This is a genomic window from Massilia sp. BAP21 (assembly GCF_057801335.1).
On sequence record NZ_CM173596.1, the window covers coordinates 5617989 to 5637737 of the forward strand.

The 19749-nt window shown below is 65.0% G+C and carries 20 protein-coding genes; 4 read left to right on the top strand and 16 right to left on the bottom strand.

The window, feature by feature from the left end; translation table 11 throughout:
* From ACWYRN_RS24485 to ACWYRN_RS24520, 8 genes are all read right to left on the bottom strand, one after another.
* Nucleotides 1-1719: an ApeI family dehydratase gene (locus tag ACWYRN_RS24485; protein ID WP_488690391.1), complete on the bottom strand. Its 1719-nt coding sequence runs from the start codon at nt 1717-1719 to the stop codon at nt 1-3.
* Nucleotides 1712-2257 (bottom strand): COG4648 family protein, encoded by a 546-nt coding sequence (locus ACWYRN_RS24490; RefSeq protein ID WP_488690392.1) that lies wholly within the window; start codon nt 2255-2257, stop codon nt 1712-1714. The genes ACWYRN_RS24485 and ACWYRN_RS24490 overlap by 8 nt, the downstream gene beginning before the upstream one ends.
* A gap of 2 nt (nt 2258-2259) precedes the next feature.
* Nucleotides 2260-2562 carry an acyl carrier protein gene (locus ACWYRN_RS24495; RefSeq protein ID WP_229436663.1) on the bottom strand — a complete coding sequence of 101 codons (303 nt, stop codon included), beginning with the start codon at nt 2560-2562 and terminating at the stop codon, nt 2260-2262.
* A gap of 9 nt (nt 2563-2571) precedes the next feature.
* Entirely contained in the window at nt 2572-2826 is a 255-nt protein-coding gene (locus ACWYRN_RS24500) for a phosphopantetheine-binding protein (protein ID WP_229436664.1), read from the bottom strand.
* On the bottom strand, nt 2819-3592 hold the full coding sequence (locus ACWYRN_RS24505) for a lysophospholipid acyltransferase family protein (RefSeq protein ID WP_488690393.1): 774 nt from the start codon (nt 3590-3592) through the stop codon (nt 2819-2821). The genes ACWYRN_RS24500 and ACWYRN_RS24505 overlap by 8 nt, the downstream gene beginning before the upstream one ends.
* The gene (locus tag ACWYRN_RS24510) at nt 3585-4316 is read right to left on the bottom strand and encodes a beta-ketoacyl synthase chain length factor (RefSeq protein ID WP_488690394.1); all 732 of its coding nucleotides are present in this window, start codon (nt 4314-4316) and stop codon (nt 3585-3587) included. Before ACWYRN_RS24510 ends, ACWYRN_RS24505 begins: the two co-directional genes overlap by 8 nt.
* Before the next feature lie 601 nt (nt 4317-4917).
* Nucleotides 4918-5337: an acyl-CoA thioesterase gene (locus ACWYRN_RS24515; RefSeq protein WP_488690395.1), complete on the bottom strand. Its 420-nt coding sequence runs from the start codon at nt 5335-5337 to the stop codon at nt 4918-4920.
* Between the two features lie 41 nt (nt 5338-5378).
* Entirely contained in the window at nt 5379-6119 is a 741-nt protein-coding gene (locus ACWYRN_RS24520) for an SDR family oxidoreductase (protein WP_308633724.1), read from the bottom strand.
* A gap of 225 nt (nt 6120-6344) precedes the next feature.
* Between ACWYRN_RS24520 and ACWYRN_RS24525 the strand changes: the two genes are divergently transcribed.
* Both ACWYRN_RS24525 and ACWYRN_RS24530 read left to right on the top strand, forming a co-directional pair.
* Nucleotides 6345-8021 carry an electron transfer flavoprotein-ubiquinone oxidoreductase gene (locus ACWYRN_RS24525; RefSeq protein WP_488690396.1) on the top strand — a complete coding sequence of 559 codons (1677 nt, stop codon included), beginning with the start codon at nt 6345-6347 and terminating at the stop codon, nt 8019-8021.
* Between the two features lie 343 nt (nt 8022-8364).
* Entirely contained in the window at nt 8365-9567 is a 1203-nt protein-coding gene (locus ACWYRN_RS24530) for a porin (RefSeq protein ID WP_488690397.1), read from the top strand.
* A gap of 60 nt (nt 9568-9627) precedes the next feature.
* On the opposite strand, the gene ACWYRN_RS24535 is transcribed toward ACWYRN_RS24530, so the two are convergent.
* The 5 genes from ACWYRN_RS24535 to ACWYRN_RS24555 all read right to left on the bottom strand — a co-directional run bounded on the left by ACWYRN_RS24535 (nt 9628) and on the right by ACWYRN_RS24555 (nt 12230).
* The gene (locus tag ACWYRN_RS24535) at nt 9628-10044 is read right to left on the bottom strand and encodes a hypothetical protein (protein WP_488690398.1); all 417 of its coding nucleotides are present in this window, start codon (nt 10042-10044) and stop codon (nt 9628-9630) included.
* A gap of 67 nt (nt 10045-10111) precedes the next feature.
* Nucleotides 10112-10591, bottom strand: a complete 480-nt coding sequence (locus ACWYRN_RS24540; protein ID WP_488690399.1) for a metallophosphoesterase family protein — start codon at nt 10589-10591, stop codon at nt 10112-10114.
* Nucleotides 10591-10881, bottom strand: a complete 291-nt coding sequence (locus ACWYRN_RS24545; protein ID WP_488690400.1) for a DUF378 domain-containing protein — start codon at nt 10879-10881, stop codon at nt 10591-10593. The genes ACWYRN_RS24540 and ACWYRN_RS24545 overlap by 1 nt, the downstream gene beginning before the upstream one ends.
* Nucleotides 10882-10992: 111 nt before the next feature.
* On the bottom strand, nt 10993-11601 hold the full coding sequence (locus ACWYRN_RS24550) for a YcbK family protein (protein WP_229436674.1): 609 nt from the start codon (nt 11599-11601) through the stop codon (nt 10993-10995).
* 104 nt (nt 11602-11705) lie between these two features.
* The gene (locus tag ACWYRN_RS24555) at nt 11706-12230 is read right to left on the bottom strand and encodes a GNAT family N-acetyltransferase (RefSeq protein ID WP_488690401.1); all 525 of its coding nucleotides are present in this window, start codon (nt 12228-12230) and stop codon (nt 11706-11708) included.
* Between the two features lie 244 nt (nt 12231-12474).
* Here ACWYRN_RS24555 and ACWYRN_RS24560 point away from each other — a divergent pair, with 244 nt between their 5' ends.
* Both ACWYRN_RS24560 and ACWYRN_RS24565 read left to right on the top strand, forming a co-directional pair.
* Complete coding sequence (locus ACWYRN_RS24560) at nt 12475-13500, top strand: sulfate ABC transporter substrate-binding protein (protein ID WP_488690402.1); 1026 nt, start codon at nt 12475-12477, stop codon at nt 13498-13500.
* A 221-nt stretch (nt 13501-13721) separates the two neighbouring features.
* The gene (locus ACWYRN_RS24565; RefSeq protein WP_488690403.1) at nt 13722-14693 is read left to right on the top strand and encodes a serine hydrolase; all 972 of its coding nucleotides are present in this window, start codon (nt 13722-13724) and stop codon (nt 14691-14693) included.
* Nucleotides 14694-14785: 92 nt separating this feature from the next.
* On the opposite strand, the gene ACWYRN_RS24570 is transcribed toward ACWYRN_RS24565, so the two are convergent.
* The 3 genes from ACWYRN_RS24570 to ACWYRN_RS24580 form a co-directional block, all read right to left on the bottom strand.
* Nucleotides 14786-16039, bottom strand: a complete 1254-nt coding sequence (locus tag ACWYRN_RS24570; RefSeq protein WP_488690404.1) for an MFS transporter — start codon at nt 16037-16039, stop codon at nt 14786-14788.
* Between the two features lie 114 nt (nt 16040-16153).
* The gene (locus ACWYRN_RS24575; RefSeq protein ID WP_488690405.1) at nt 16154-16609 is read right to left on the bottom strand and encodes a hypothetical protein; all 456 of its coding nucleotides are present in this window, start codon (nt 16607-16609) and stop codon (nt 16154-16156) included.
* Nucleotides 16610-16767: 158 nt separating this feature from the next.
* Nucleotides 16768-19620 (bottom strand): M16 family metallopeptidase, encoded by a 2853-nt coding sequence (locus ACWYRN_RS24580; protein WP_488690406.1) that lies wholly within the window; start codon nt 19618-19620, stop codon nt 16768-16770.
* Nucleotides 19621-19749 lie beyond the last annotated feature (129 nt).

Below are 19749 nucleotides of genomic sequence, written 5' to 3' on the forward strand. Positions count from 1 at the left end.
TCAGGTCCCCAGGAGTATGCGGCCGCTGGCATGGGCGCCGGCGTCGGAAAAGTAACGGAAGTTCAGGCTGTTTTTATTCGTGTCATGGACCAGTTCCAGCTGCACCGGGTGGCCGGGACGGATCATCTGCTGGAATTTCAAAGCGTTGATGCCGGCAAAGCCGCCGCCCAGGCCCAGGTACTGCCTGCCGTAGGCAATCGCCCAGTCGACCTGCACCACGCCCGGCAGTACCGGCGCCACGCTGAAGTGGCCGTCGAAGTACAGCAGGTCGGGCGGCACGGTGAGTTCCAGCAGCACCCGCGCAGGGGCCTGTTCCAGCACGCGCAGCGCTGGGCGGCGCGGGCGAGCATCCTGCGTCGGCTCCAGCAGCGCCAGCAGCAGCGCCTGGGTGGTCTTGCCCTGGGCATTCACCGGCAGGCGCTCGAGATAGCGCCAGCGGCGCGGCAGCGCCACCGCCTCCACGCTGGATACCAGCAGCGTGCGCAGGCGCGTGTTCATGGCGTTCTTGCCGCCCGCTTCCAGCAGCGCGGCGCCCTCCCCGGTCAGCACGACAAAGGCGGCCAGCGACTGGCGCTGGTGGCTTTCCTGGTGCCCAGCGGTGAGCGCGAGCACGCGTGCTTCGCGCACCAGGCCGCCTGCCACGAGCGCCGCCTCCACCGCATCGAGCGAGACGCGCTTTTCTTCGATCTTGACGATGCGGTCGGCACGGCCGCGCAGCAGGAAGCGCCCGCCATCCAGGGCTTCGACGCGGTCCGACAGGGTTTGCCAGCCGCCTGGTCCGGCCTGGACCGAATCGACTTCCAGCAAGCCATCGTCGCCCGCGCGCCAGTGCACGAAAGGCAGCGGGCTCCAGCCCTCGTCCGGTTGCTGTCCGCGCTGGCGCCAGCCGATGCCGCCGGTCTCCGAGCTGCCGTAGACTTCGATCGGCGCCTGGCCGAGCAGCGTGCGTGCGTGAATCGAAGCGTCGGCTTCGAGCATGCCGCCGGACGAGAATACGGCGCGCAGCCGGTCGCGCGCGCCCTGCCAGTCGAGGTGCTCGGGCAGGCGCTTCAGGTGGGCCGGGCTGCCGAGCAGCACGCAAGGCCGCTCGGCCAGCGCGCGCGCCAGGGTTTCCGGGTATTCGTGGCGCTCGGCGTGGATCGCGCGGCCGGCCGTCAGGGGCCAGAGCACGCGGAACAGCAGGCCGTAGATGTGCTGGTGCGAGACGGTGGCCACTACCTCAGCGTCGCCCAGCTGCGCGCCGAACCGGGTGTCCAGTGCCTCGATTTCGCCGGTCAGCTGCGACAGTTGCTTGCGGATCGGCGTCGGCGCGCCAGTGCTGCCCGAGGTGTAGACCACCATGGCCGGGAAGTCCGGCGCCGGCGCGGTCCAGTCGATGTGGCCATCGGCGCCCTCGGCGGGGACGGCAGGCGCGCAGGATGCCGGGAACTCGCCCCAGAAGGCACCCACTGCGCCAGCCAGCGCGGCGCAGTTGGCCGGCAGCGTGTCGGCCGGCATCCACACGGTTTTGCCGGACAGCCAGGCGCCGGCCAGGGCGGCGCCGAATTCCAGGCTGTCGTCGAGATACAGGGCGATGTGCGTGGCGGAGGTAGCGCGTCCGAGCGCAGCCCAGGCGCGCACGCGCGCCAACCATTCGCCATGGGAGACCGGCTGGCCGGCGCGCCGGCCAGCCAGCGCGTTCACATCGCGCGTGGCGAGACGGGCAAACAAATCAGACATGATGCAGCCGCTTGAAGCGTATGCGCAGCAGGTATTCGCCGCCGAACATCAGCCCCATCAGCAGATAGGAAATCACGCCGGTGTAGAGCGACCACACGGCTTCAGAACAGAACAGCGCCGTGCCCAGTGCAATCGCGCCGTTCACGACAAAGAAAGCGCACCAGGCCTGCGTCACGCGGCGCGTATAGGCCACGCCTTCGGGCGGCAGGTCCGGCTCGCGCAGGCGCGCCAGGCGCTCGACCATCGAGGGGCCGTGCACCAGGCTGTAGCCGAAGGCGGCCAGCAGCGCCCCGTTCACCAGCACCGGATACAGCTTCAATGGCAGCACCGCGTTCGAGGCCACCGCGACGGCGACCAGCGCCAGCGCACCCGCGGCCGACCAGCGCGCCGAGGCGTTGATTCTCAAGGCCGGCAGGCGCACGGCGACGGTCGCCAGCAGCAGGCTGGCCAGCCAGCGCGGCTCGACCGCGCCGTGGCCGAACCAGATCGCCAGCGGATACAGCAGCGTCAGCGCCGCCGCGAGGACATTCCAGACCACTGTTACGCCGGCTGCTCTTCGGCCAGGCCGGCCGGCGCCAGGTTGGACACTGCCAGGTCGGACAAGGCATCGACGACGTCGCCGATGGTGCGGATGGTCTTGAACACTTCCGGCGCCAGGCGCTTGCCGGTCATCTGCTTGAGTTTCACGGCCAGGTCGACGGCGTCGATGCTGTCGATGTCGAGGTCGGCGTACAGGTTCGATTCCGGGGTCAGCGCGTCGCGGTCGAGTTCGAACATCTCGGCCAGCAGGTCGGCGGTCCAGACAAACAGTTCGTCGCGGTTCATGTCGTTAATGGCTACCATGGCCTTCTCCTACTTCTTGCGGTTAGCTTCAATCATCGCTGCGAGCGCGCGCACCGATGCGAAATGGCGGCGCGTTTCCTGCGACTCCGCCGACAGCGTGATGCCGTAGCGCTTCTGCAGCGCCACGCCGATCTCGAGCGCGTCGATCGAATCGAGGCCCAGCCCTTCCACGAACAGAGGCGCCTCGCTGTCGATGTCGGCGGGAGCGATGTCTTCCAGCTGGAGGACGTCGATGATCAGTTCCTTCACTTCCTGTTCAAGCATGTTGCTGGCCTTCTTCCAAAAAAAGATGTTGCAGGTGTTCGGTGAGGCGGCGCGCGGCCAGGACCTCGCTCACGCCGGTGTCCCTGAAGCGCTCGACGCCGATGTCGTCCAGCACCTCGATGCGAAAGCTGGCCTGGCGCGGCGGCACGTGCCACCACTTGTCGCCCTTGCCGAGCGTGGGCGGCGTGCAGGTGATCAGCACCGGCGTCACGGCGCGCGCGCCGCGCACGGCGATATTCGCGGCGCCGCGTTTCAGCTGCATGGCGCCGCCGCGCGGGGTGCGCGTCCCTTCCGGGAACACGATCAGGTTGCCGCCGGCGCGCAGCGAGGCGATGCAGTCGTCGACCAGCTCGGGGCCGCGGTCGTTGCAGATGTAGCGCGCCGCGCGCACCGGGCCGCTTGTGAACGGGTTGTTCCAGAGGCCGCCCTTGACGATGCAATCAGCGTTGCGCACAAAGGCGATCAGGAACACGGTGTCGATCAGGGTCGGGTGATTTGCCAGGATCAGCTGGCCCTGGCGCTCGAGCTTGTCGAGGCCGTGGATTTCGTAGCGCAGCACGCCAAGGCCGCGCATGATGGCGACAAAGGCGCGGAAGCTGGCGCGGATGGTGGCGCGCGCCGCATGCATGCGCGCCTGCGGGTCGCGCAGGCACAGCGCCAGCAGCGGGAACACGAGCACGCGCAGCAGCAGGCCGCCCAGGCCGAACAGCGCGAAGCTGATGCCGGTGGCGAGCACGCGCCAGCCGTGCCAGAGCCGCTCACGCATCGCGGCTCCAGGTCCAGCGCATGGCGCCGGTGTCGCGCACCAGCGCGGGCGTGGCGCCAAGCTGGAAGCGCAGCACATCCAGGCCGCCCGGCGTGCTCGCCGTCTCCCCGGCCTGCGCGCCCTGCCAGGACAGGCGCAGCGGCTTGGCATCGGCCGCGGTCATGAGCCAGGCAAAGGCCCAGGGCTGCTCGTCGCAATCCTCGAAGGCGGCAAACAGGCCCGGCAGCGGCGCGTCGCAGGCGACCAGCAGCACGCGCGGCGCGCCGTCGGCCAGCATGCCGCAGGCTTCGATCACGGCATGTTCGACGGTGGCGCTGCCGCCGGCCAGGGCCACGTGGTTGGCGCGGTCGGCGCGCGCGATCGAGAACAGGCCGGCGCTGGCGTTGTGCACGGCCAGGCCGAAGGCGGTGGGCGACAGGGGTTCGCCGCGCGCCAGGTCGCTCAGGAGTTCGATGGAGCGCGCCACCTCGCCGTGGCGCGAGCAGAAGACGGTGGGCACGTCGGCCTGGCCTTCCAGGCAGTCGTAGGCCACTTCGAGCGCCATGCGGCCGAGGAAGCCGGCGCGCCGGCGCAGCATGGCGGGCATGGCGGCGACCTTCGGCTCCTCGCCCATGGCGATGGGCCAGGGCGTATCAACCCACGCGGCCCATGCGTCGGACGAAGTCACGCCAGGGGCCCAGGCAGCGTGCCGGGCAATGGAGAAGGCGACTTCGTGAGTGGACATAGACGAGAGATGCGTAGGAAGTGAGGGCGAATTCGACAGCAAGGTTCAATCGTGCGACCGGGTGTTGCCGTTCAAATTATAATCGCGCGACTTGCCTTCGAGAACAATGTCGCTAGTGGCAAGCCTCTTTTGCAACACTTGACAGTCGACGTTTATGCAGCGGGGATGCGCTTTCCGGTTGCCGGTTCCGAAAGCGCGTCATATTGCCACATCGCAAGGTGGTAAAAACTCACACATTTTCACAAGCGACGGGATTACAACGGTCTGGCTATGGGGCTTGACGGTTGAGTGGTGTTAGCACGTAGATGGGACGAAGCGTATCCCGTACGGTGGGCACTCCGTGCCCACGCGGTACGTGCGCATGCTTGCACCCGTGGCCGTGAATTGCCGCTCCCCGGCTTCAAGCGGAGCCGGTCGCCGTGCCTGGTTTGTCGTGGATGGAGGCGTTTCGAGCGATGCCTCGCTGCTGCGGACTGGCGGAGGGGTGCGTACCGCGTGGGCACGGGGTGCCCACCGTACGGGAGACGTTTCCGCTTCGGCTAGTTGCGCGAATGTAGAGGTTACAGGTGCCAATAAAAAAGCGCCCTCCGGGCGCTTCGCATCATGCAGCCGGCAGCAGGCTGCGTATCTCATCCGGCAGCGGCACCGACTTCTCCGCCGCGAAATCGACCCAGACGATCTTGGCCGCGCCTTCGGCATGCAGCGCGCCGGCCTCGCCATTCGCCTCCACGAGGCGAATCTCGTGCGACACCTCGAAGCTCGACCGTCCCGGCGGACCGGCCCAGGACGTGACCTCGATCTCGGCCGGGTATTTCAATTGCTTCAGGAACGAACACTGCGCATTGATCAGCACCGGCCCGCTCCTGCTCGGGTCGGGCAAGGCGCCCACCTGTTCCAGCCAGGCGATGCGCGCCGTTTCGATGTAGCGGAAATAAACCGTGTTGTTGACATGGCCCATGGCGTCCATGTCGCCCCAGCGGACGGGCATCCGCATCGTGTGTACCAACTTCTTGTTGCTCATGCTTCCTGCTCTTGTTGCTAAAAAATCGGTGCTGCAAAAACTTACTGCGCCGTCATGCCGTCGTCGGCCGTGATGATGGCGCCGTTGATGAAGTGGGCTTCCTCGGCTGCCAGCAACAGCAGCAGGCCATCCAGGTCTTCCGGCTTGCCCGGGCGCTTGCGCGGCAGCAGTTCGATCAGCTTCTTGCCCTGCTCGGTCTCGAAATAATCCTCGTTCATCTCGGTGGAAATGTAGCCAGGGCAGATGGCGTTCACGTTGATGCCGTACTTGCCCCACTCCACCGCCATTGCCTTGGTCATCTGCACCACGCCGGCCTTGCTCATGCAGTAGACGCCGATCTGCGGCAGCACGCGCAGGCCGGCCACCGAGGCGATGTTGACGATGCGGTGCTGCTTGCGCGGGTCGCCCTTGGCGCGCTGGATCATGCGCTTGGCCGCCTGCTGCGCCACGAAAAAGGCGCCGCGCAAATTGGTGTCCATGATGTACTGGTAATCGTCTTCGGTGACGTCGAGCAGGCGCTGGGTGCTTTGCACGCCGGAGTTATTCACCAGGATGTCGATCGGGCCGGCTTCGGTTTCGGCGTGGGCAATCGCCGACTTGATGCTGGCCAGGTCGGTCACATCCAGCGTGACCACGTGGGCGGCGCCGCCGTCGGCCTCGATTTCGGCGCGCAGCTCCTTCAGGCGCTCGATGCGGCGCGAGGCGAGCACCACCTGGGCGCCGGCGCCGGCCAGGGCTTTCGCGAAGCGCGCCCCGAGGCCGCTCGAGGCGCCGGTGACCATGGCGATCTTTCCTTCAAAATTCACTTCAATGCCCACGTTGGCTCCTGTCTGGGGTGGCGCTGCACGGATGACTATGAAGGCATAATGATGTCATAAAACGCAGCCGCGGACCGCCGGGATTAGATTAAGGCACCTAAAAGTTGCCCTAAACCGGCGTGCCACATTGCAAACGGCAGCAAAAACCCGCACACTCGTGCTTAAATTTTTTTAACCCATTTTACGACCATGACAGAGCCTACCAACATCCTCGAACAATACGGACCGCGCGAAGCAATGGAGTACGACGTTGTGATCGTCGGCGGCGGCCCGGCGGGCCTGTCGGCGGCGATCCGCCTGAAGCAACTGGCGGCGGAAAAAGGCCAGGACGTCTCGGTCTGCGTGCTGGAAAAAGGCAGCGAGGTCGGCGCCCACATCCTGTCGGGCGCGGTGATGGACCCGATCGCGCTGAACGAGCTGTTCCCGAACTGGAAGGAACTCGGCGCGCCGCTCAACACCCCGGTCACCGAAGACCAGGTGCTGTTCCTGACCGAGACCAAGTCGTACGCGACGCCGGGCTTCATGGTGCCGAAGTCGCTGACCAACCACGGCAACTACATCATCTCGCTGGCCAACGTGACGCGCTGGCTGGGCCAGCAGGCGGAAAACCTGGGCGTGGAGATCTTCCCCGGCTTCCCGGCGGCCGAGATCCTCTACAACGAAGACGGCTCGGTGAAGGGTGTCGCCACCGGCAACATGGGCGTGAAACGCGACGGCGAACCAGGTCCGGACTTCCAGCTCGGCATGGAGCTGCACGCGAAGTACACCTTCTTTGCCGAAGGCTCGCGCGGCCACCTGGGCCGCCAGCTGATGGCCAAGTACGACCTGAACAAGGGCAAGGACCCGCAGGTGTACGGCATCGGCATCAAGGAACTCTGGGAAATCGACCCGGCCAAGCACAAGCCGGGCCTGGTGATCCACACCGCCGGCTGGCCGCTGCCGACCGATACCTATGGCGGCTCTTTCCTGTATCACCTGGAGAACAACCAGGTGGCCGTCGGCTACGTGGTGGGCCTGTCCTACCAGAACCCGTATCTGTCGCCGTACGAGGAATTCCAGCGCTACAAAACCCACCCGTCGATCCGCGGCTACTTCGAAGGCGGCAAGCGCATCTCCTACGGCGCGCGCGCCATCACCGCGGGTGGCTTGCAATCGCTGCCGAAGACCGTGTTCCCGGGCGGCGCCCTGATCGGCTGCGACGCCGGCTTCCTGAACGTCAGCCGCATCAAGGGCAGCCATGGCGCGATCAAGACCGGCATGCTGGCTGCGGAATCGGCCTTTGCCGCACTCGGCGCAGGCCGCCAGCACGACGAACTGACGAGCTATCCGGAAGCCTTCAAGAACTCCTGGCTGCACGAAGAACTGCACGTGGCGCGCAACTTCAAGCCGTGGATGAGCAAGGGCCTGTACCTGGGCACGGTGATGACTGGCATCGACCAATTGATCTTCAAGGGCAAGGCGCCATGGACGCTGCGCCACAAGCACGCCGACAACGAATGCCTGCGCCCGGCCTCGGAATTCACGCCGATCGTGTATCCGAAACCGGATGGCAAGCTGACCTTCGACAAGCTGTCGTCGGTGTTCATTTCGAACACCAACCACGCGGAAGACCAGCCGGTGCACCTGACTCTCAAAAATCCGGCGATTCCGGTCGAGGTGAACCTGGCCAAGTACGCCGGCCCCGAGCAGCGCTACTGCCCGGCGGGCGTGTACGAGTACGTGAAGACCGATGCGGGACAGGACCGCTTGCAGATCAATGCGCAGAACTGTGTGCACTGCAAGACGTGCGACATCAAGGACCCGACGCAGAATATCGTGTGGGTGACGCCGGAGGGTGGCGGCGGGCCGAATTATCCGAATATGTAATCGGATCGCCCCTTGGAAAGACAGCTCGCTTTGGCGGGCTGTTTTTGTTTGTGGCGGTGGGGTGTGCATGGACACGAAAGACCGCGTGGGCACAGGTGCCTGGCGCGGCCCGGCCCACCCTACATCCGCTCTGGGCCACACTGCGCTAGGTACTCGTGTCTTGCTTTGGTAGGGTGGACACCTGTGTCCACGCGGTACGGCATGCGATCGTTCGAAACGTGGGCAATATCAGGCACGCTGACATTTGTTACCTAAGCACAACAAATGTCCACCCCGCCTCGCTGGTGACGCACATTATCCATATGCAATAATGCGCGCCATCAATTTCACCCACCTTTCCTCCATGCCAAGCTCCTTCCGCCGCGCCCTGCTCTGCACCGCCCTCGCCTGCGCTTTCACTCATGCCAGTGCCCAGACCACGCCCTCCTACCTGATGACCCGCCTGGCCCAGCTGCCCGAATTCAGCCGTGCCGCCAGCACCACGGTGGTCTACGGCACCGTCGACCTCGGCGCGCTGTACACGAAGACCGACCACGCCGCGGGCAAGTGGCAGATGCAAAGCGGCGGCACCTACAGCTCCAAGCTTGGCTTCTACGCATCGGAAGATCTGGGCGGCGGCCTGAAGGCGGAGATCAAGCTGGAAGCGGGCCTGAATGCCGACGACGGCAGCCAGCAGGCCGCGGCCCTGTTCAACCGCGAATCCTGGGTTGGCTTGCGTTCGGCCACCTGGGGCACGGTGCGCATCGGTAACCAGATCAATGCGATGCTGCCGCTGTTCATCGATCCCTACGGCCTGCCGGTCACGAACTCGGTCTACACCTGGGTCGGCGGCGGCATCATGCAGACCCCACGCGGCCTCGGCTCGAACACCGACCTCGGCCCCGGCGCGGCGACGATTCCGGTGCGCGTTCCGAAGTCGATTACCTACGCCACGCCGCGCGTCGGCCCGCTGTCGGCCCAGTTCATCTACGCCACCAACCCGACCGGCACCAACGAACCGCGGACCGGCGCGCGCGGCGGCGTGCTGTCGTACAACAGCGGACCGTTCTACCTGGCGGCCAGCCTGACCCAGGGCTTCAGCAGCCCGGTCGTGGTCACAGCCGGGACGCCTGCGCGCAGCGTCCGCACGGATATCCCGTCGGTCGGCGCGATCTTCGACAATGGCCGGCTGGTGTTGTCGACGTCCTGGGTCCAGATCAAGCCGCGCGAGGCGCAGAGCGGCGAGGCCTCGCTGGTGACGCTGGGGCTGATCGTGCCGCGTGGGCAGTTCACCTACCGGGCCTCGGCCGTGTACCGCGATACCGAGCGGGCGCGCGATTTTTCCGGCCAGCTGGCCGAGTCGTCGGCGCTGGGCATCATGCTGGGCGCGGATTACGATTTGTCGCGCCGCACCGGCTTGTACCTGCGGGCCGGGTCGGTGCGCAATTTCGGGGTGTCGACGGTGATCCTGAACGGCACCGCCCTGCCGCTGGTGGCAGGGACGACGATGCCGCAGATGGGAATCGAGACGCGGACGCTGGCGATGGGCGTAACGCATCATTTCTGATGCGGATACGCCGCGGCCGCTGCATGCAGCAAGATGCGCGGCGTGCCGCGCCAGGGATCGTTAATAGCTCATGCGGCGGCCATGGGAGCCGAAGCGGTGGCCGACCACCAGCGTGGTGCTGGCAACCAGGCTCGACAAGCCGATGACCAGCTGCACCAGCCTGTCCGCCGGCAGCAGCCAGTATTGGCCCGGCGGCGGCTCGGCGCCGGTGGCCGCCGTGATCAGGGGCGCGATCCAGGCCGCGTCCGGCTCGACGTCGAGCACGATGGCGTCCTCGCCGGTCTGCAGGTAGATGTCGCCGCCTTCGGCCAGCGTGAACTTGACGCCATAGCCGGTTTCCTGCGGCTTGATCAGGTCCTGCATCGCCTGGTCGTGTTCGGCGATCCAGAGCTCGACATCCTGCGGGGTCTCGAGGTGGATCCAGGGACGGGGACGAAAGCGCGGCGGGGTGTCTTGGGATTCGTTTGATGCGGTCATGACATGCGATAAGAATAACGTAAGAGCCGTATGCTACGGCATTTACATGCATGCGTGTGCCGCGGCTTCAATCGTCGACGATGGTGACGATGCGCGGCGTCACCACATCACCCTCGATCAGCAGTTCGGCGCAGGAAACCGGAAGCGTGAAGCGGCGGCGGCCGGCGCTACCCGGATTGACATACAGGACGCCGCCGCGCTCGCTGCAGGCCGGCTTGTGCGAATGACCGGAGACGACCACGCGCACCCCGGCCGCGCGCGGGTCGATGTCGAGTTCCTTCAGGTCGTGGATCGCGTACAGGGTCACGCCCGCGCAGTGCAGCGTCGCCGTCACGGGGATGGCGGCGGCCCAGGCCTCGCGGTCGTTGTTCCCGCGCACCACGGTCAGGGGCGCAATGCGCGCCAGCTCGTCGAGGATGCCGGGTTTACCGATGTCGCCGCCGTGCACGATACGGTCGCAGCCGGCCAGGAAGCTCAAGGCTTCCGGGCGCAGCAGGCCGTGGGTATCGGAAATCAGGCCGATGCGCACGGCCGCGGGCGACGCCATCAATGGCGCTTGGCAGTGGCCATCTTCGCCGTCGTGTAGATCGAGTACAGCGCGGCCAGGCCCACCACCACGTACACCAGGCGTGTTGCCGGGCTGCCCGGGCCAAAGATGGTGGCGACGATATCGACGTCGAACAGGCCGACCATGGCCCAGTTCAGGCCGCCGATGATCAGCAGCGCCATGGCCAGGTAATCGAGCGCCGACATGGCGGAGCGGCGGCCTTCGCGCAGGGCGAGGCGGCGTTCCGGGCTGGTGCGGCGGTCCATCGTGGGTGCGTTCATCGTTGCCATCGTTTTCTCCTCGGATCGAATGAGTCGGGATGCGTCGATACGGCGGCGCAAGCGGCGCCGCACACCCCTACGATAGCAAGAATCGCTGCGAACCGGCGCACCGCGGTGCGATCATCCCTTCCAGGTGCGGTTCAGGCCGGTATCGGCGTGAATCCAGCCGCCTTTCGGGCCGGAACGGTAGTAGTACCCCACCCCACCGGTACGGAAGCTGCGCACGAGGCCGCCCAGCACTTCCTCGTTCAGGCTGGCGATGCGGATGTCGGCCGCCTTCCCCGTCATGTGCAGCGACTTGCGCGCGGCGGGCACGCCGGCTTCGATCAGGCGTGCGTTCGAGGCCGGGGTGCGGTAGCCCGACAGGATCTCGAGCGGCTGCTCGAGGCCGTAGCGGGCGATAAAGGCCTGCGTGCTCCACAGGATTTCCAGCAGCTTCGGATCGATCGGCGCGGTCTGCTTGCCATTCACGTCGCGCAGCAGGTGGCACAGTTGCTGGTAGGCGGAATCGATCATCTCGCCGTCCTTCCAGTACAGGATCTTGGCCTTTTCGCCACTGGCCGGACGGGTGACGGTGAGCGTGCGCGGCTTGACCCAGAAATCGAGGTCGAGCAATTGCGCGTCGAACAAATCGGGAGGCGGAGTCAGGTCGGCCGGCGCTGCCTGCGCTGCAGCCTGGGCACTGCCGATCAGGGTCGGGCTCAGGACGCCGAGGGCGGACAGGTGCATGCCCTGTCGAAGGAAATCTCTACGGGAAGACATAAGCTACTCATCGATGCGAAGTTGCGTACTATAACTTAACAACTTCGCACAAAGAAGTGCTTACTTGTTGCTTATTGACTGCAATTACAAAATCGTTTGCCTTGTTTCGCTGCAACCGCTGGATCGATATCCAGTGCTTTCCACAACAGGTTGCTTTCCATACCAAAGCAGGACCTTTCTAGGCCCGCATTCGTGTAGCCATGGCGCTCGAAAAATTGCGCCGCGCTGTGCGGGCTGTGCAGGTGCAGCTTGCGGATGTTCCAGGTACGCGCCTGCGTTTCCAGGGCCGCCAGCAGGGCGCGGCCGACGCCGATGCGCAAGGCGTCCGGCTCGACGTAGCACAGCGGCACCTTGCCGGCCTGGGTTAGCAAGGCCAGGCCGAGCAGCTTGCCGTCCTGCTCGGCAACGATGGCGTAATTGGTCGGCGCGGCGAACCAGGCGGCGACATTTTCCGGCGTCTTGTTGCCGAGCCAGGTGTCGAGCAGCCCTGGCTGGTCGCGATGATCGGCCTCGCAGCCGAGCGCGATCGAGCGGCGGAGCAAGGCGCAGGCGGAAGCGGCGTCGGCCGGTGCTGCTATGCGAATATCGATACCCATACCATCTAACCTGTACATCCTTGTCTCACTATTCTTTTGCAAAGCGCTTTTGCAAAGCGCTATCCCGTCGGGGTAACGCAATGACCGGACTATACACCGAAAGCGGGTTCGTCTGCCGGAAGCCATGCATACCTCCGCCCAGGCGCGCGCAGCTTCTAAGCATATGACGAAAGTATTCTTCCGTTTCGTGCCGAAATTAAGGAACATGCACACTGTCCCAATAGCATACAAAAAGCGAGAACATATGCCGAATCAACACTTCCTGCCCCTGCGCCGCCTGGCGCTGTCGCTTGGCGTCGCACTGGCCCTGGGCGCCGCCCTGCCGCTGAGCGCAAGCGCCGCCAACGTCGAGCTGCTGAACGTGTCCTACGACGTGGCGCGCGAGCTGTACAAGGATATCAACCCGGCCTTCATTGCCGACTACAAGAAAGCAACCGGCGACACCGTCAACATCAAGCAATCGCACGGCGGCTCGAGCAAGCAGGCGCGCGCCGTGGCAGACGGCCTGGAAGCCTCGGTCGTCACCATGAACCAGGCCAACGACATCGACATGCTGGCCGACCGCGGCCTGGTGGCCAAGGACTGGGCGAAGAAGTTCCCGAACAATGCGGCGCCCTACTACTCGACCATGGTGTTCCTGGTCCGCAAGGGCAATCCGAAAGGCATCAAGAACTGGGACGACCTGGCCAAGCCGGGCGTGCAGGTCGTGATCCCGAACCCGAAGACCGCCGGCAACGGCCGCTACACCTACCTGGCGGCCTGGGGTTCGGTGCTGAAAAAGGGCGGCAACGAAGCCCAGGCACGCGACCTGGTCGGCCGCATCTTCAAGAACGTGCCCATCCTTGACGGCGGCGGCCGTGCCGCCACCACCACCTTCACCCAGCGCCAGATCGGCGACGCGCTGGTGACCTTCGAGAACGAAGTCAGCATGGTGCGCAAGGAATTCGGCGACAACTTCGAGGTCGTGTATCCGCAAGCCTCGATCCTGGCCGAATCGCCGGTGGCCGTGGTCGACAAGGTGGTCGACCGCCGCAACGTGCGTAAACCAGCAACGGCTTACCTGAACTTCCTGTACTCGCCGGCCGGCCAGGAAATCGGCGCCAAGCACTTCCTGCGCGTGCGCAACGAAGCCGTGATGAAGAAGTATGCGGCGAACTACAAGCCGATCTCGCTGTTCACGGTCGACGAGCTGTTCGGCGGCTGGCGCAACGCCCAGAAGGTCCACTTCGACGACGGCGGCGAATTCGACAAGATCTATCAGCCGAAGTAATCGGCTTGACGAAGCAGTCAGCTTCTTGCAACTCTAAAAAGGCCCTGCAGCAACGCAGGGCCTTTTTTTCGGGAAAATATGCATATCAGGGTCGTTTTTTCCTGTGCGCCATAGACATAGGGAAATGGCGATGCTATCTTTCAAGCTTCGGTGTGCCTTACAGCAAGACGCGATGCCGCCCTGGCATCCTGGCCCTCAACCCGACTCCCCATTCCGACACCATGATGAAAAAACTGTTCGCTGCCGTCCTATTGTCGATCTCGTCTGCTGCCGCACTCGCGGTGCCGTTCGGTTCGCAATCGGTCCTGGTGGTGGAAGATGACACCGGCAAGGTCCTGCTGGAAAAGAACGCCAGCGCCGTCATGCCGATCGCCTCGCTGACCAAGTTGATGACCGCCATGGTCATCCTGGACGCGAAGCAGGACATGCAGGAACTGATCGAGATCGACCGCAGCGACGTCGACACCCTGAAGCACAGCAGCTCGCGCGTACCGGTGGGCGCCAGCATTCCGCGCGAAGACGTGCTGCAGCTGGCCCTGATGTCCTCGGACAACCGCGCCGCCGCCTCGCTGGCCCGCACCTATCCGGGCGGCGTGCCGGCCTTCAAGGCCGCCGTGCGCCGCAAGATCGCGGCGCTGGGCATGACCAACACCGTGATCGAAGAGCCGACCGGCCTGTCGCCGAACAACCGCTCGACCGCGGCCGACCTGGTCAAGATGGCGAACGCCGCCAGCGGGTACAAGGAAATCACCGACCGCACCACCGATGCCAAGAACCTGGTCAGCATCAACAGCCGCGAAGTCGAATTCCACAATACCAACCGCCTGGTCGGCGCCAAGGGCTGGGACGTCGGCCTGTCGAAGACCGGGTACACCCAGGAAGCGGGCCGCTGCCTGATCATGAGCATCAAGGCCGCCGGCAAAAACGCGACCATGGTGCTGCTGAACGCCGGCGCCTCGTCGGCGCGCATCATGGACGCGCTGAACATCCGCCGCTACATCAACGGCAAGGACCCGGTCGTCGCCAGCGCCCCGCGCGCCGTCAAGATGAAGGCCAGCAGCCGTGCGCCGCGCATCAAGGCCTCGAGCGGTGGTGTGAAGATGAAAGCCAAGGCTTCGAGCCGCAGCAAATCGAAGGTCGTGGTGACGCCGAAGAAGAAAAAGGCGGTCGTGACGCGCAAGCGCCGCACTTGATCCGGGGCCGCCCGCGGGCGCCTGCATCAACCGACAAAGGGACTTCCGTTAGCGCGGCAGTCCCTTTTTTTGGCTTGCGCTAGCTTCGTCCCCTACCCGGCGGCCCGTGCAACCGGCGCCATCAAGGTAAAACCTTTCAGCGGCAGCCGCATCGACACGGCCGCCGCGATCACCAGCAGCACGCCGGACATCCCGAAGGCGACCCAGTGCGTGCCGAAGCGGTCGAAGGCCCAGCCGCCCAGCCAGGAGCTGAGCATGGCGCCGACCTGGTGGCCGAGATAGGCGGTGCCGTACATCACGCCGACCAGGCGCACACCGTAGATATCGGCCAGCATCGCCGACGAGGTGGCGATGCTGCCAGCCCAGACCATGCCGCCAATGGCCGCGGCGATATACAGCTCCCAATGGGTGCCGACGGCCAGCAGCGCGAAGAAGCCTAGGCCACGCACCAGGTAGATGGTGCCGAGGATGTTGCGGCGCGGCAGGCGGTCCGACAGCCGGCCCAGCACCAGCGTGCCGAGGATGGCCACCAGGCCGATCAGGCCGATACCGTACGAGCTGGTCATGGCATCGAAACCATGGTCCATCAGCATCGGCACGCCGTGGGTGCCGAGCAGGTTCATGCTGAAGCCGCAGGCGAACAGGCCGATCACGATTTTCCAGAACGGTGACGTCTGGACCGCCGCAACGAACGTCAGGCTGACCGCCGGTGCCTTGCTACCGGCCTTGTGGACGCTGACCTGCTCGGGCAGCAAGTCGGTATGCTCGGGCGCCCCCTCGCGCATGCACAGCAGCGCCGCCGGGACGGTCACCACCGTGAACAGGATGGCGAAGCCGATCAGCGTCGATTGCCAGCCGATCGCGTGGATGGCCGCGGTGAGAATCGGCGTGAGCAGCGCCATGCCGGCCATCGATCCGGTGGACAGGAAGAACAGCGCCATGCCGCGCTGGCGGGTGAACCAGCGGCTGATGATGGGCGTGAGCGCCACCGGGCTGGTGAAGCCCAGACCGACCGACATCAGCACGCCGAACGCCAGCAGGAAGGCCAGCGGCGAGCGGGCGTTCACGGTCCAGATCACCGAGCCGAACACGACGGCGGTGCCGAGCAGCAGCACGAAACGGGTGCCGAAGCGCCCGACCAGGTAACCCGCCAGCGGCATCGCCAGGCCATAGCACAGCATGCCGATGGCGATGATCGAGGCCAGCAGGCTGCGGCTGAAGCCGAGGTCCTCGACCATCGGCAGGAAGAAAGGCCCGATGCCGAGGCGCATGCCTACCGTGAGCGTGGTCAGGAGGGTGGCGGCGGCAACGATGTTCCAGCCGAAGTACCAAGTGCGATCAGTCATCATGCAAAACCAGTCATCGTGGATCGCGGCGCCGATGGCGGCGTTCCGGCGCGTGCAACCATGTGAAAGCACGCCGCTCGGTGGCGGCGCTTGAAACAGACCCTGCCCGCAATACTATCGCCGGCTTTCCTGGCAAATACCATCGTCAAGCCTGTAGCTCAGGGCGACGGCATACGTCCCTGCCGAGTAACGGGTGATCAGCAGCCCGCTCGTCGTGTCGTAGGTTCCGCCATTCAGGGCCCGATCGGTGAAGCATACCTCCAGGTCCTCGATGCCGTCGTTGTTGACGTCGCGCCGCCCCACGATTTTCAGTTCATACAACCATTTGCCCGGCGTCTCGAACACCAGTGTATCGTTGGTGGCCCGGCTGGCTTGCATGCCGAAATCGGCGAAGGTCCTCTGCGCCGGAGTGCGCCGTGGCCCAAACGAGCTCCGGATACTGGCCAGGTCGAATTGCTCGGCCAGGAAGGACCCAAGTCCATGCGCGGGGAAGTGACTCGTCACCGGTGCGGCGTGTACCTGCCCCATCATGACCAGTCCGGCCAAAGCTGCAATGCGGAAATTGTTCATCGACGCTTTCTCTCTATCGTTTCGAAAACTCGGATACAGCAGAGGCCGTGTCTGAATCCCAGACCCGACCCCGGCTGTTCTATTGACCGCCTAATTGCTCTGCTTGTTTGCCGCTTATTTGCTGCTTATTTGCTGCTCATTTGCTGCTTATTTGCCGCTTATTTGCCGATCACGACCGGCTCCTCGAAGCCCAGCTCCTGCATGCGCGGCAACTGGGTCTTGGCGTCGCCCACGACCAGCCAGACCATCTTCGACGGGTCCAGGTACTTCTGCGACAGCGACTGGATCTGCGGCAGCGTCATGGCCTTGACGATGGCTTCGCGGTCCTTGACGTAGCTGGCGCGCCAGCCGAACTTGCTGATGTTGTCCAGCATGTTCAGCTTCGCCGCCGAGGTCTCGAAGGCGCGTGCATTGCTCTTCACCAGAAAGTTCCTGGTCGTTTCCAGGTCAGCCGCCGAGTAGGTGGCCGGGTATTCCTGCAGCACCTGCTTCACCAGCTGGGCCGACTCGAGCGTGACGTTGCTGCGCACGCCGCTGGCAATGGTGAAGGGGCCGGCGCTGTCGCTGCCCGTAAACGAGGAGTTGATGCCGTAGGTGTAGCCCTTGCCCTCACGCAGTTGCTGGGTCAGGCGCGAGGCGAAGCCGCCGCCGCCGAGGATGTAGTTGGTCACGATCGCCGGGTAGAAGTCCGGGTCGGTGGCTGCCAGCGCGCGGTAGCCGATACGCAGCACCGACTGCTTGGCATCCGGCACGTCGACGAAGTAGACCCTGGCCGGCGCCGGGGCCGGTGCAGGCACGGCGGCCGGCAGCGCGACCGGCTTGGCCTTCCACTCGCGGTTGAGTTCGGCCAGCGAACGCGTCACCGTCGCCTTTGGCAAGGCGCCAACGACGTGCATGCGCGCCACCGAAGGCGACAGGTTGGCGCGGTAATACGCCTTCAGGTCGTCGATGGTGATCGCATTCACGCTCTCCACCGTGCCCAGGATGTTGCGCGAACGCGGGTCGTCCTTGCCATACACGAGCTTGCCGAAGTTCAGGCTGGCCACGGCATTCGGCTCGGCTTCCTGCTGGCGGATCTGGCTCAGCACGCTCTGCTTGATGAGCGCGAATTCCTTCTCGTCCCAGCGCGGCTGCAGCAGGATTTCCTCGACCAGGTCGAGCGTTGCCGCATAGTTGCGGGCCAGCGTGGTGACGCCGATGCGCACGTCTTCGTTGCGCGCGAACACGCTGATGTTGGCGCCCAGCTGCTGGATCGCTTCTTCCAGTTCCTGCGGCGTTTTCTTCGCCGTGCCCTGGGTCATCAGGCGCGCCATCAGGTTGGCCACGCCCACCTTTTCCGGCTTGTCGAGCAACAGGCCGCCGTCGATGGCGATGTCGAACTCCACCAGCGGCACTTCGTCGTTCTCGATGCCGACCACACGCATGCCGTTCGCCAGCCTGGTGTCCCACACCTGCGGCACCTTCACCACCGGCGCCGGGCCGTAGGGCGGCTCTTTGCTGCGGTCGATCTTCGACGGGGTACGGGCGTATTCGGCGCTCGCGCTCGGATCGACCGCGTTCTCGGCGCCCTGCACCACCTTTTCCTCGACCACGTCGGCCTTGCTGGAACCGCTCAGGGCCAGCGCCAGCTTGCCGCGCGGGACAAAGCTGGTCGCAACGTAAGGCTTGCCCTTGATGTAGGTGTCGTACACGCGGCGCACGTCGGCCGTGGTGACGGCCAGGGTCTTGCGGATGCCTTCTTCGATGTGGCCCGGGTTGCCGGTCAGGTAGTTGTATTCGGCCAGCAGCGCCGACTTGCCGAGCACGCTCGACACCGCGTTATAGAAACGCGTCTCAAGGCCGGCCTTGATGCGGTTCAGGTCGCGCTCGGAGATGCCTTCCTTCTCGAACTTGGCAAAGGCGTTGTCGATCGAGGCGGCCACGTCGTCGAGCGGCTTGCCTTCGAAGGCGCGCACCTTCAGCATGAACTGGCCGGCCAGTTCCGCCGTCTGGTTGCCCATCTGGACGGCGGGCGCCAGCTTGTCGTCTTCCACCAGCACCTGGTAGAACGGGGCGCGCTTGGTGTCGGACAGGTATTCGGCCAGCACTTCCAGCGCGTACGAATCCGGGTGCAGGTCCTCGACCGTCGGCCAGGCCATGGTCAGCTCGGGCAGCTTGGCGAAGTTGTCTTCGTGCGCCAGTTTCACGGTCTGCTTCACCACGCCGGGCCGCTTGGCCATGGCCTGGATCGGCGCGCCGCGCTTGATCTCGCCAAAATACTTCTCGACCCACTTGCGCGCCTGGGCCGGATCGAAGTCGCCGGCAATCACCAGGGTCACGTTGTTCGGCACGTACCACAGGCGGTAGAACTCCTTGACGTCGTCCAGGGTCGCGTTCTGCAGGTCTTCCAGCGAGCCGATCACCTGCCAGTTGTAGGGGTGATCAAGCGGGTACAGGGCCTTGTTGATGACGTAGCAGGTGTGTCCATACGGCGCGTTGTCCACGCCCTGGCGCTTCTCGTTCTTGACGACCTGCTTTTCCTTGGCCAGCACCGGCTCGGTGACGGTGTTGATGAACCAGCCGAGTTTATCAGCTTCGGCCCAGATCATCTTTTCCAGCGCATCCTTCGGCACCGTCTGCAGGTAGTTGGTGCGGTCCTGCGAGGTCGAGCCGTTGGCGCCGGAGCCGCCGATGCGCGCCGTCATCTTGTCGAGGCCGCCCTTGCCCAGGTTTTCCGATTCCAGGAACAGCAGGTGTTCGAACAGGTGGGCAAAACCGGTGCGGCCGGCCTTTTCGCGCGAGGAACCCACGTGCGCGGTCAGGTTGACGGCCACCACCGGGTCGGAACGGTCGATGTGGAAGACCACGTCCAGGCCGTTGGGCAGGGTGAACTTCTGGAAGTCCACTTTCAGGCCGGCTTGCGATGCGCTGGCCGCCGGCTTGCCGGCGGCGTGGGCCGGCGCCAGGGCGGTCGACGCGAAGGCCGACGCAATGCATGCGGCCAGTATCAGCTTCGATGGAATAGTCTTCATGCAATCAGATCCTCAGGATAGAACGGTGCGTTACAACACAGGTTATAGATAGTATTGCAATTTCCTGATTGCTACAATCTTGACGCCGGGGCCGATCATTTGCCGGGCGTGTTGGGGCAATGCCGCGCT

Bases quoted from the DNA above. Each gene is read 5' to 3' on its own strand.
- ACWYRN_RS24485 (WP_488690391.1), bottom strand. From the start codon at position 1,719: ATGTCTGATTTGTTTGCCCGTCTCGCCACGCGCGATGTGAACGCGCTG.
- ACWYRN_RS24565 (WP_488690403.1), top strand. From the start codon at position 13,722: ATGATGAAAAAACTGTTCGCTGCCGTCCTATTGTCGATCTCGTCTGCT.
- ACWYRN_RS24550 (WP_229436674.1), bottom strand. From the start codon at position 11,601: ATGCACCTGTCCGCCCTCGGCGTCCTGAGCCCGACCCTGATCGGCAGT.
- ACWYRN_RS24560 (WP_488690402.1), top strand. From the start codon at position 12,475: ATGCCGAATCAACACTTCCTGCCCCTGCGCCGCCTGGCGCTGTCGCTT.
- ACWYRN_RS24525 (WP_488690396.1), top strand. From the start codon at position 6,345: ATGACAGAGCCTACCAACATCCTCGAACAATACGGACCGCGCGAAGCA.
- ACWYRN_RS24495 (WP_229436663.1), bottom strand. From the start codon at position 2,562: ATGGTAGCCATTAACGACATGAACCGCGACGAACTGTTTGTCTGGACC.
- ACWYRN_RS24520 (WP_308633724.1), bottom strand. From the start codon at position 6,119: ATGGTCACCGGCGCCTCGAGCGGCCTCGGGGCGCGCTTCGCGAAAGCC.
- ACWYRN_RS24570 (WP_488690404.1), bottom strand. From the start codon at position 16,039: ATGACTGATCGCACTTGGTACTTCGGCTGGAACATCGTTGCCGCCGCC.
- ACWYRN_RS24505 (WP_488690393.1), bottom strand. From the start codon at position 3,592: ATGCGTGAGCGGCTCTGGCACGGCTGGCGCGTGCTCGCCACCGGCATC.
- ACWYRN_RS24510 (WP_488690394.1), bottom strand. From the start codon at position 4,316: ATGTCCACTCACGAAGTCGCCTTCTCCATTGCCCGGCACGCTGCCTGG.
- ACWYRN_RS24500 (WP_229436664.1), bottom strand. From the start codon at position 2,826: ATGCTTGAACAGGAAGTGAAGGAACTGATCATCGACGTCCTCCAGCTG.
- ACWYRN_RS24545 (WP_488690400.1), bottom strand. From the start codon at position 10,881: ATGGCAACGATGAACGCACCCACGATGGACCGCCGCACCAGCCCGGAA.
- ACWYRN_RS24540 (WP_488690399.1), bottom strand. From the start codon at position 10,591: ATGGCGTCGCCCGCGGCCGTGCGCATCGGCCTGATTTCCGATACCCAC.
- ACWYRN_RS24555 (WP_488690401.1), bottom strand. From the start codon at position 12,230: ATGGGTATCGATATTCGCATAGCAGCACCGGCCGACGCCGCTTCCGCC.
- ACWYRN_RS24530 (WP_488690397.1), top strand. From the start codon at position 8,365: ATGCCAAGCTCCTTCCGCCGCGCCCTGCTCTGCACCGCCCTCGCCTGC.
- ACWYRN_RS24580 (WP_488690406.1), bottom strand. From the start codon at position 19,620: ATGAAGACTATTCCATCGAAGCTGATACTGGCCGCATGCATTGCGTCG.
- ACWYRN_RS24535 (WP_488690398.1), bottom strand. From the start codon at position 10,044: ATGACCGCATCAAACGAATCCCAAGACACCCCGCCGCGCTTTCGTCCC.
- ACWYRN_RS24575 (WP_488690405.1), bottom strand. From the start codon at position 16,609: ATGAACAATTTCCGCATTGCAGCTTTGGCCGGACTGGTCATGATGGGG.
- ACWYRN_RS24515 (WP_488690395.1), bottom strand. From the start codon at position 5,337: ATGAGCAACAAGAAGTTGGTACACACGATGCGGATGCCCGTCCGCTGG.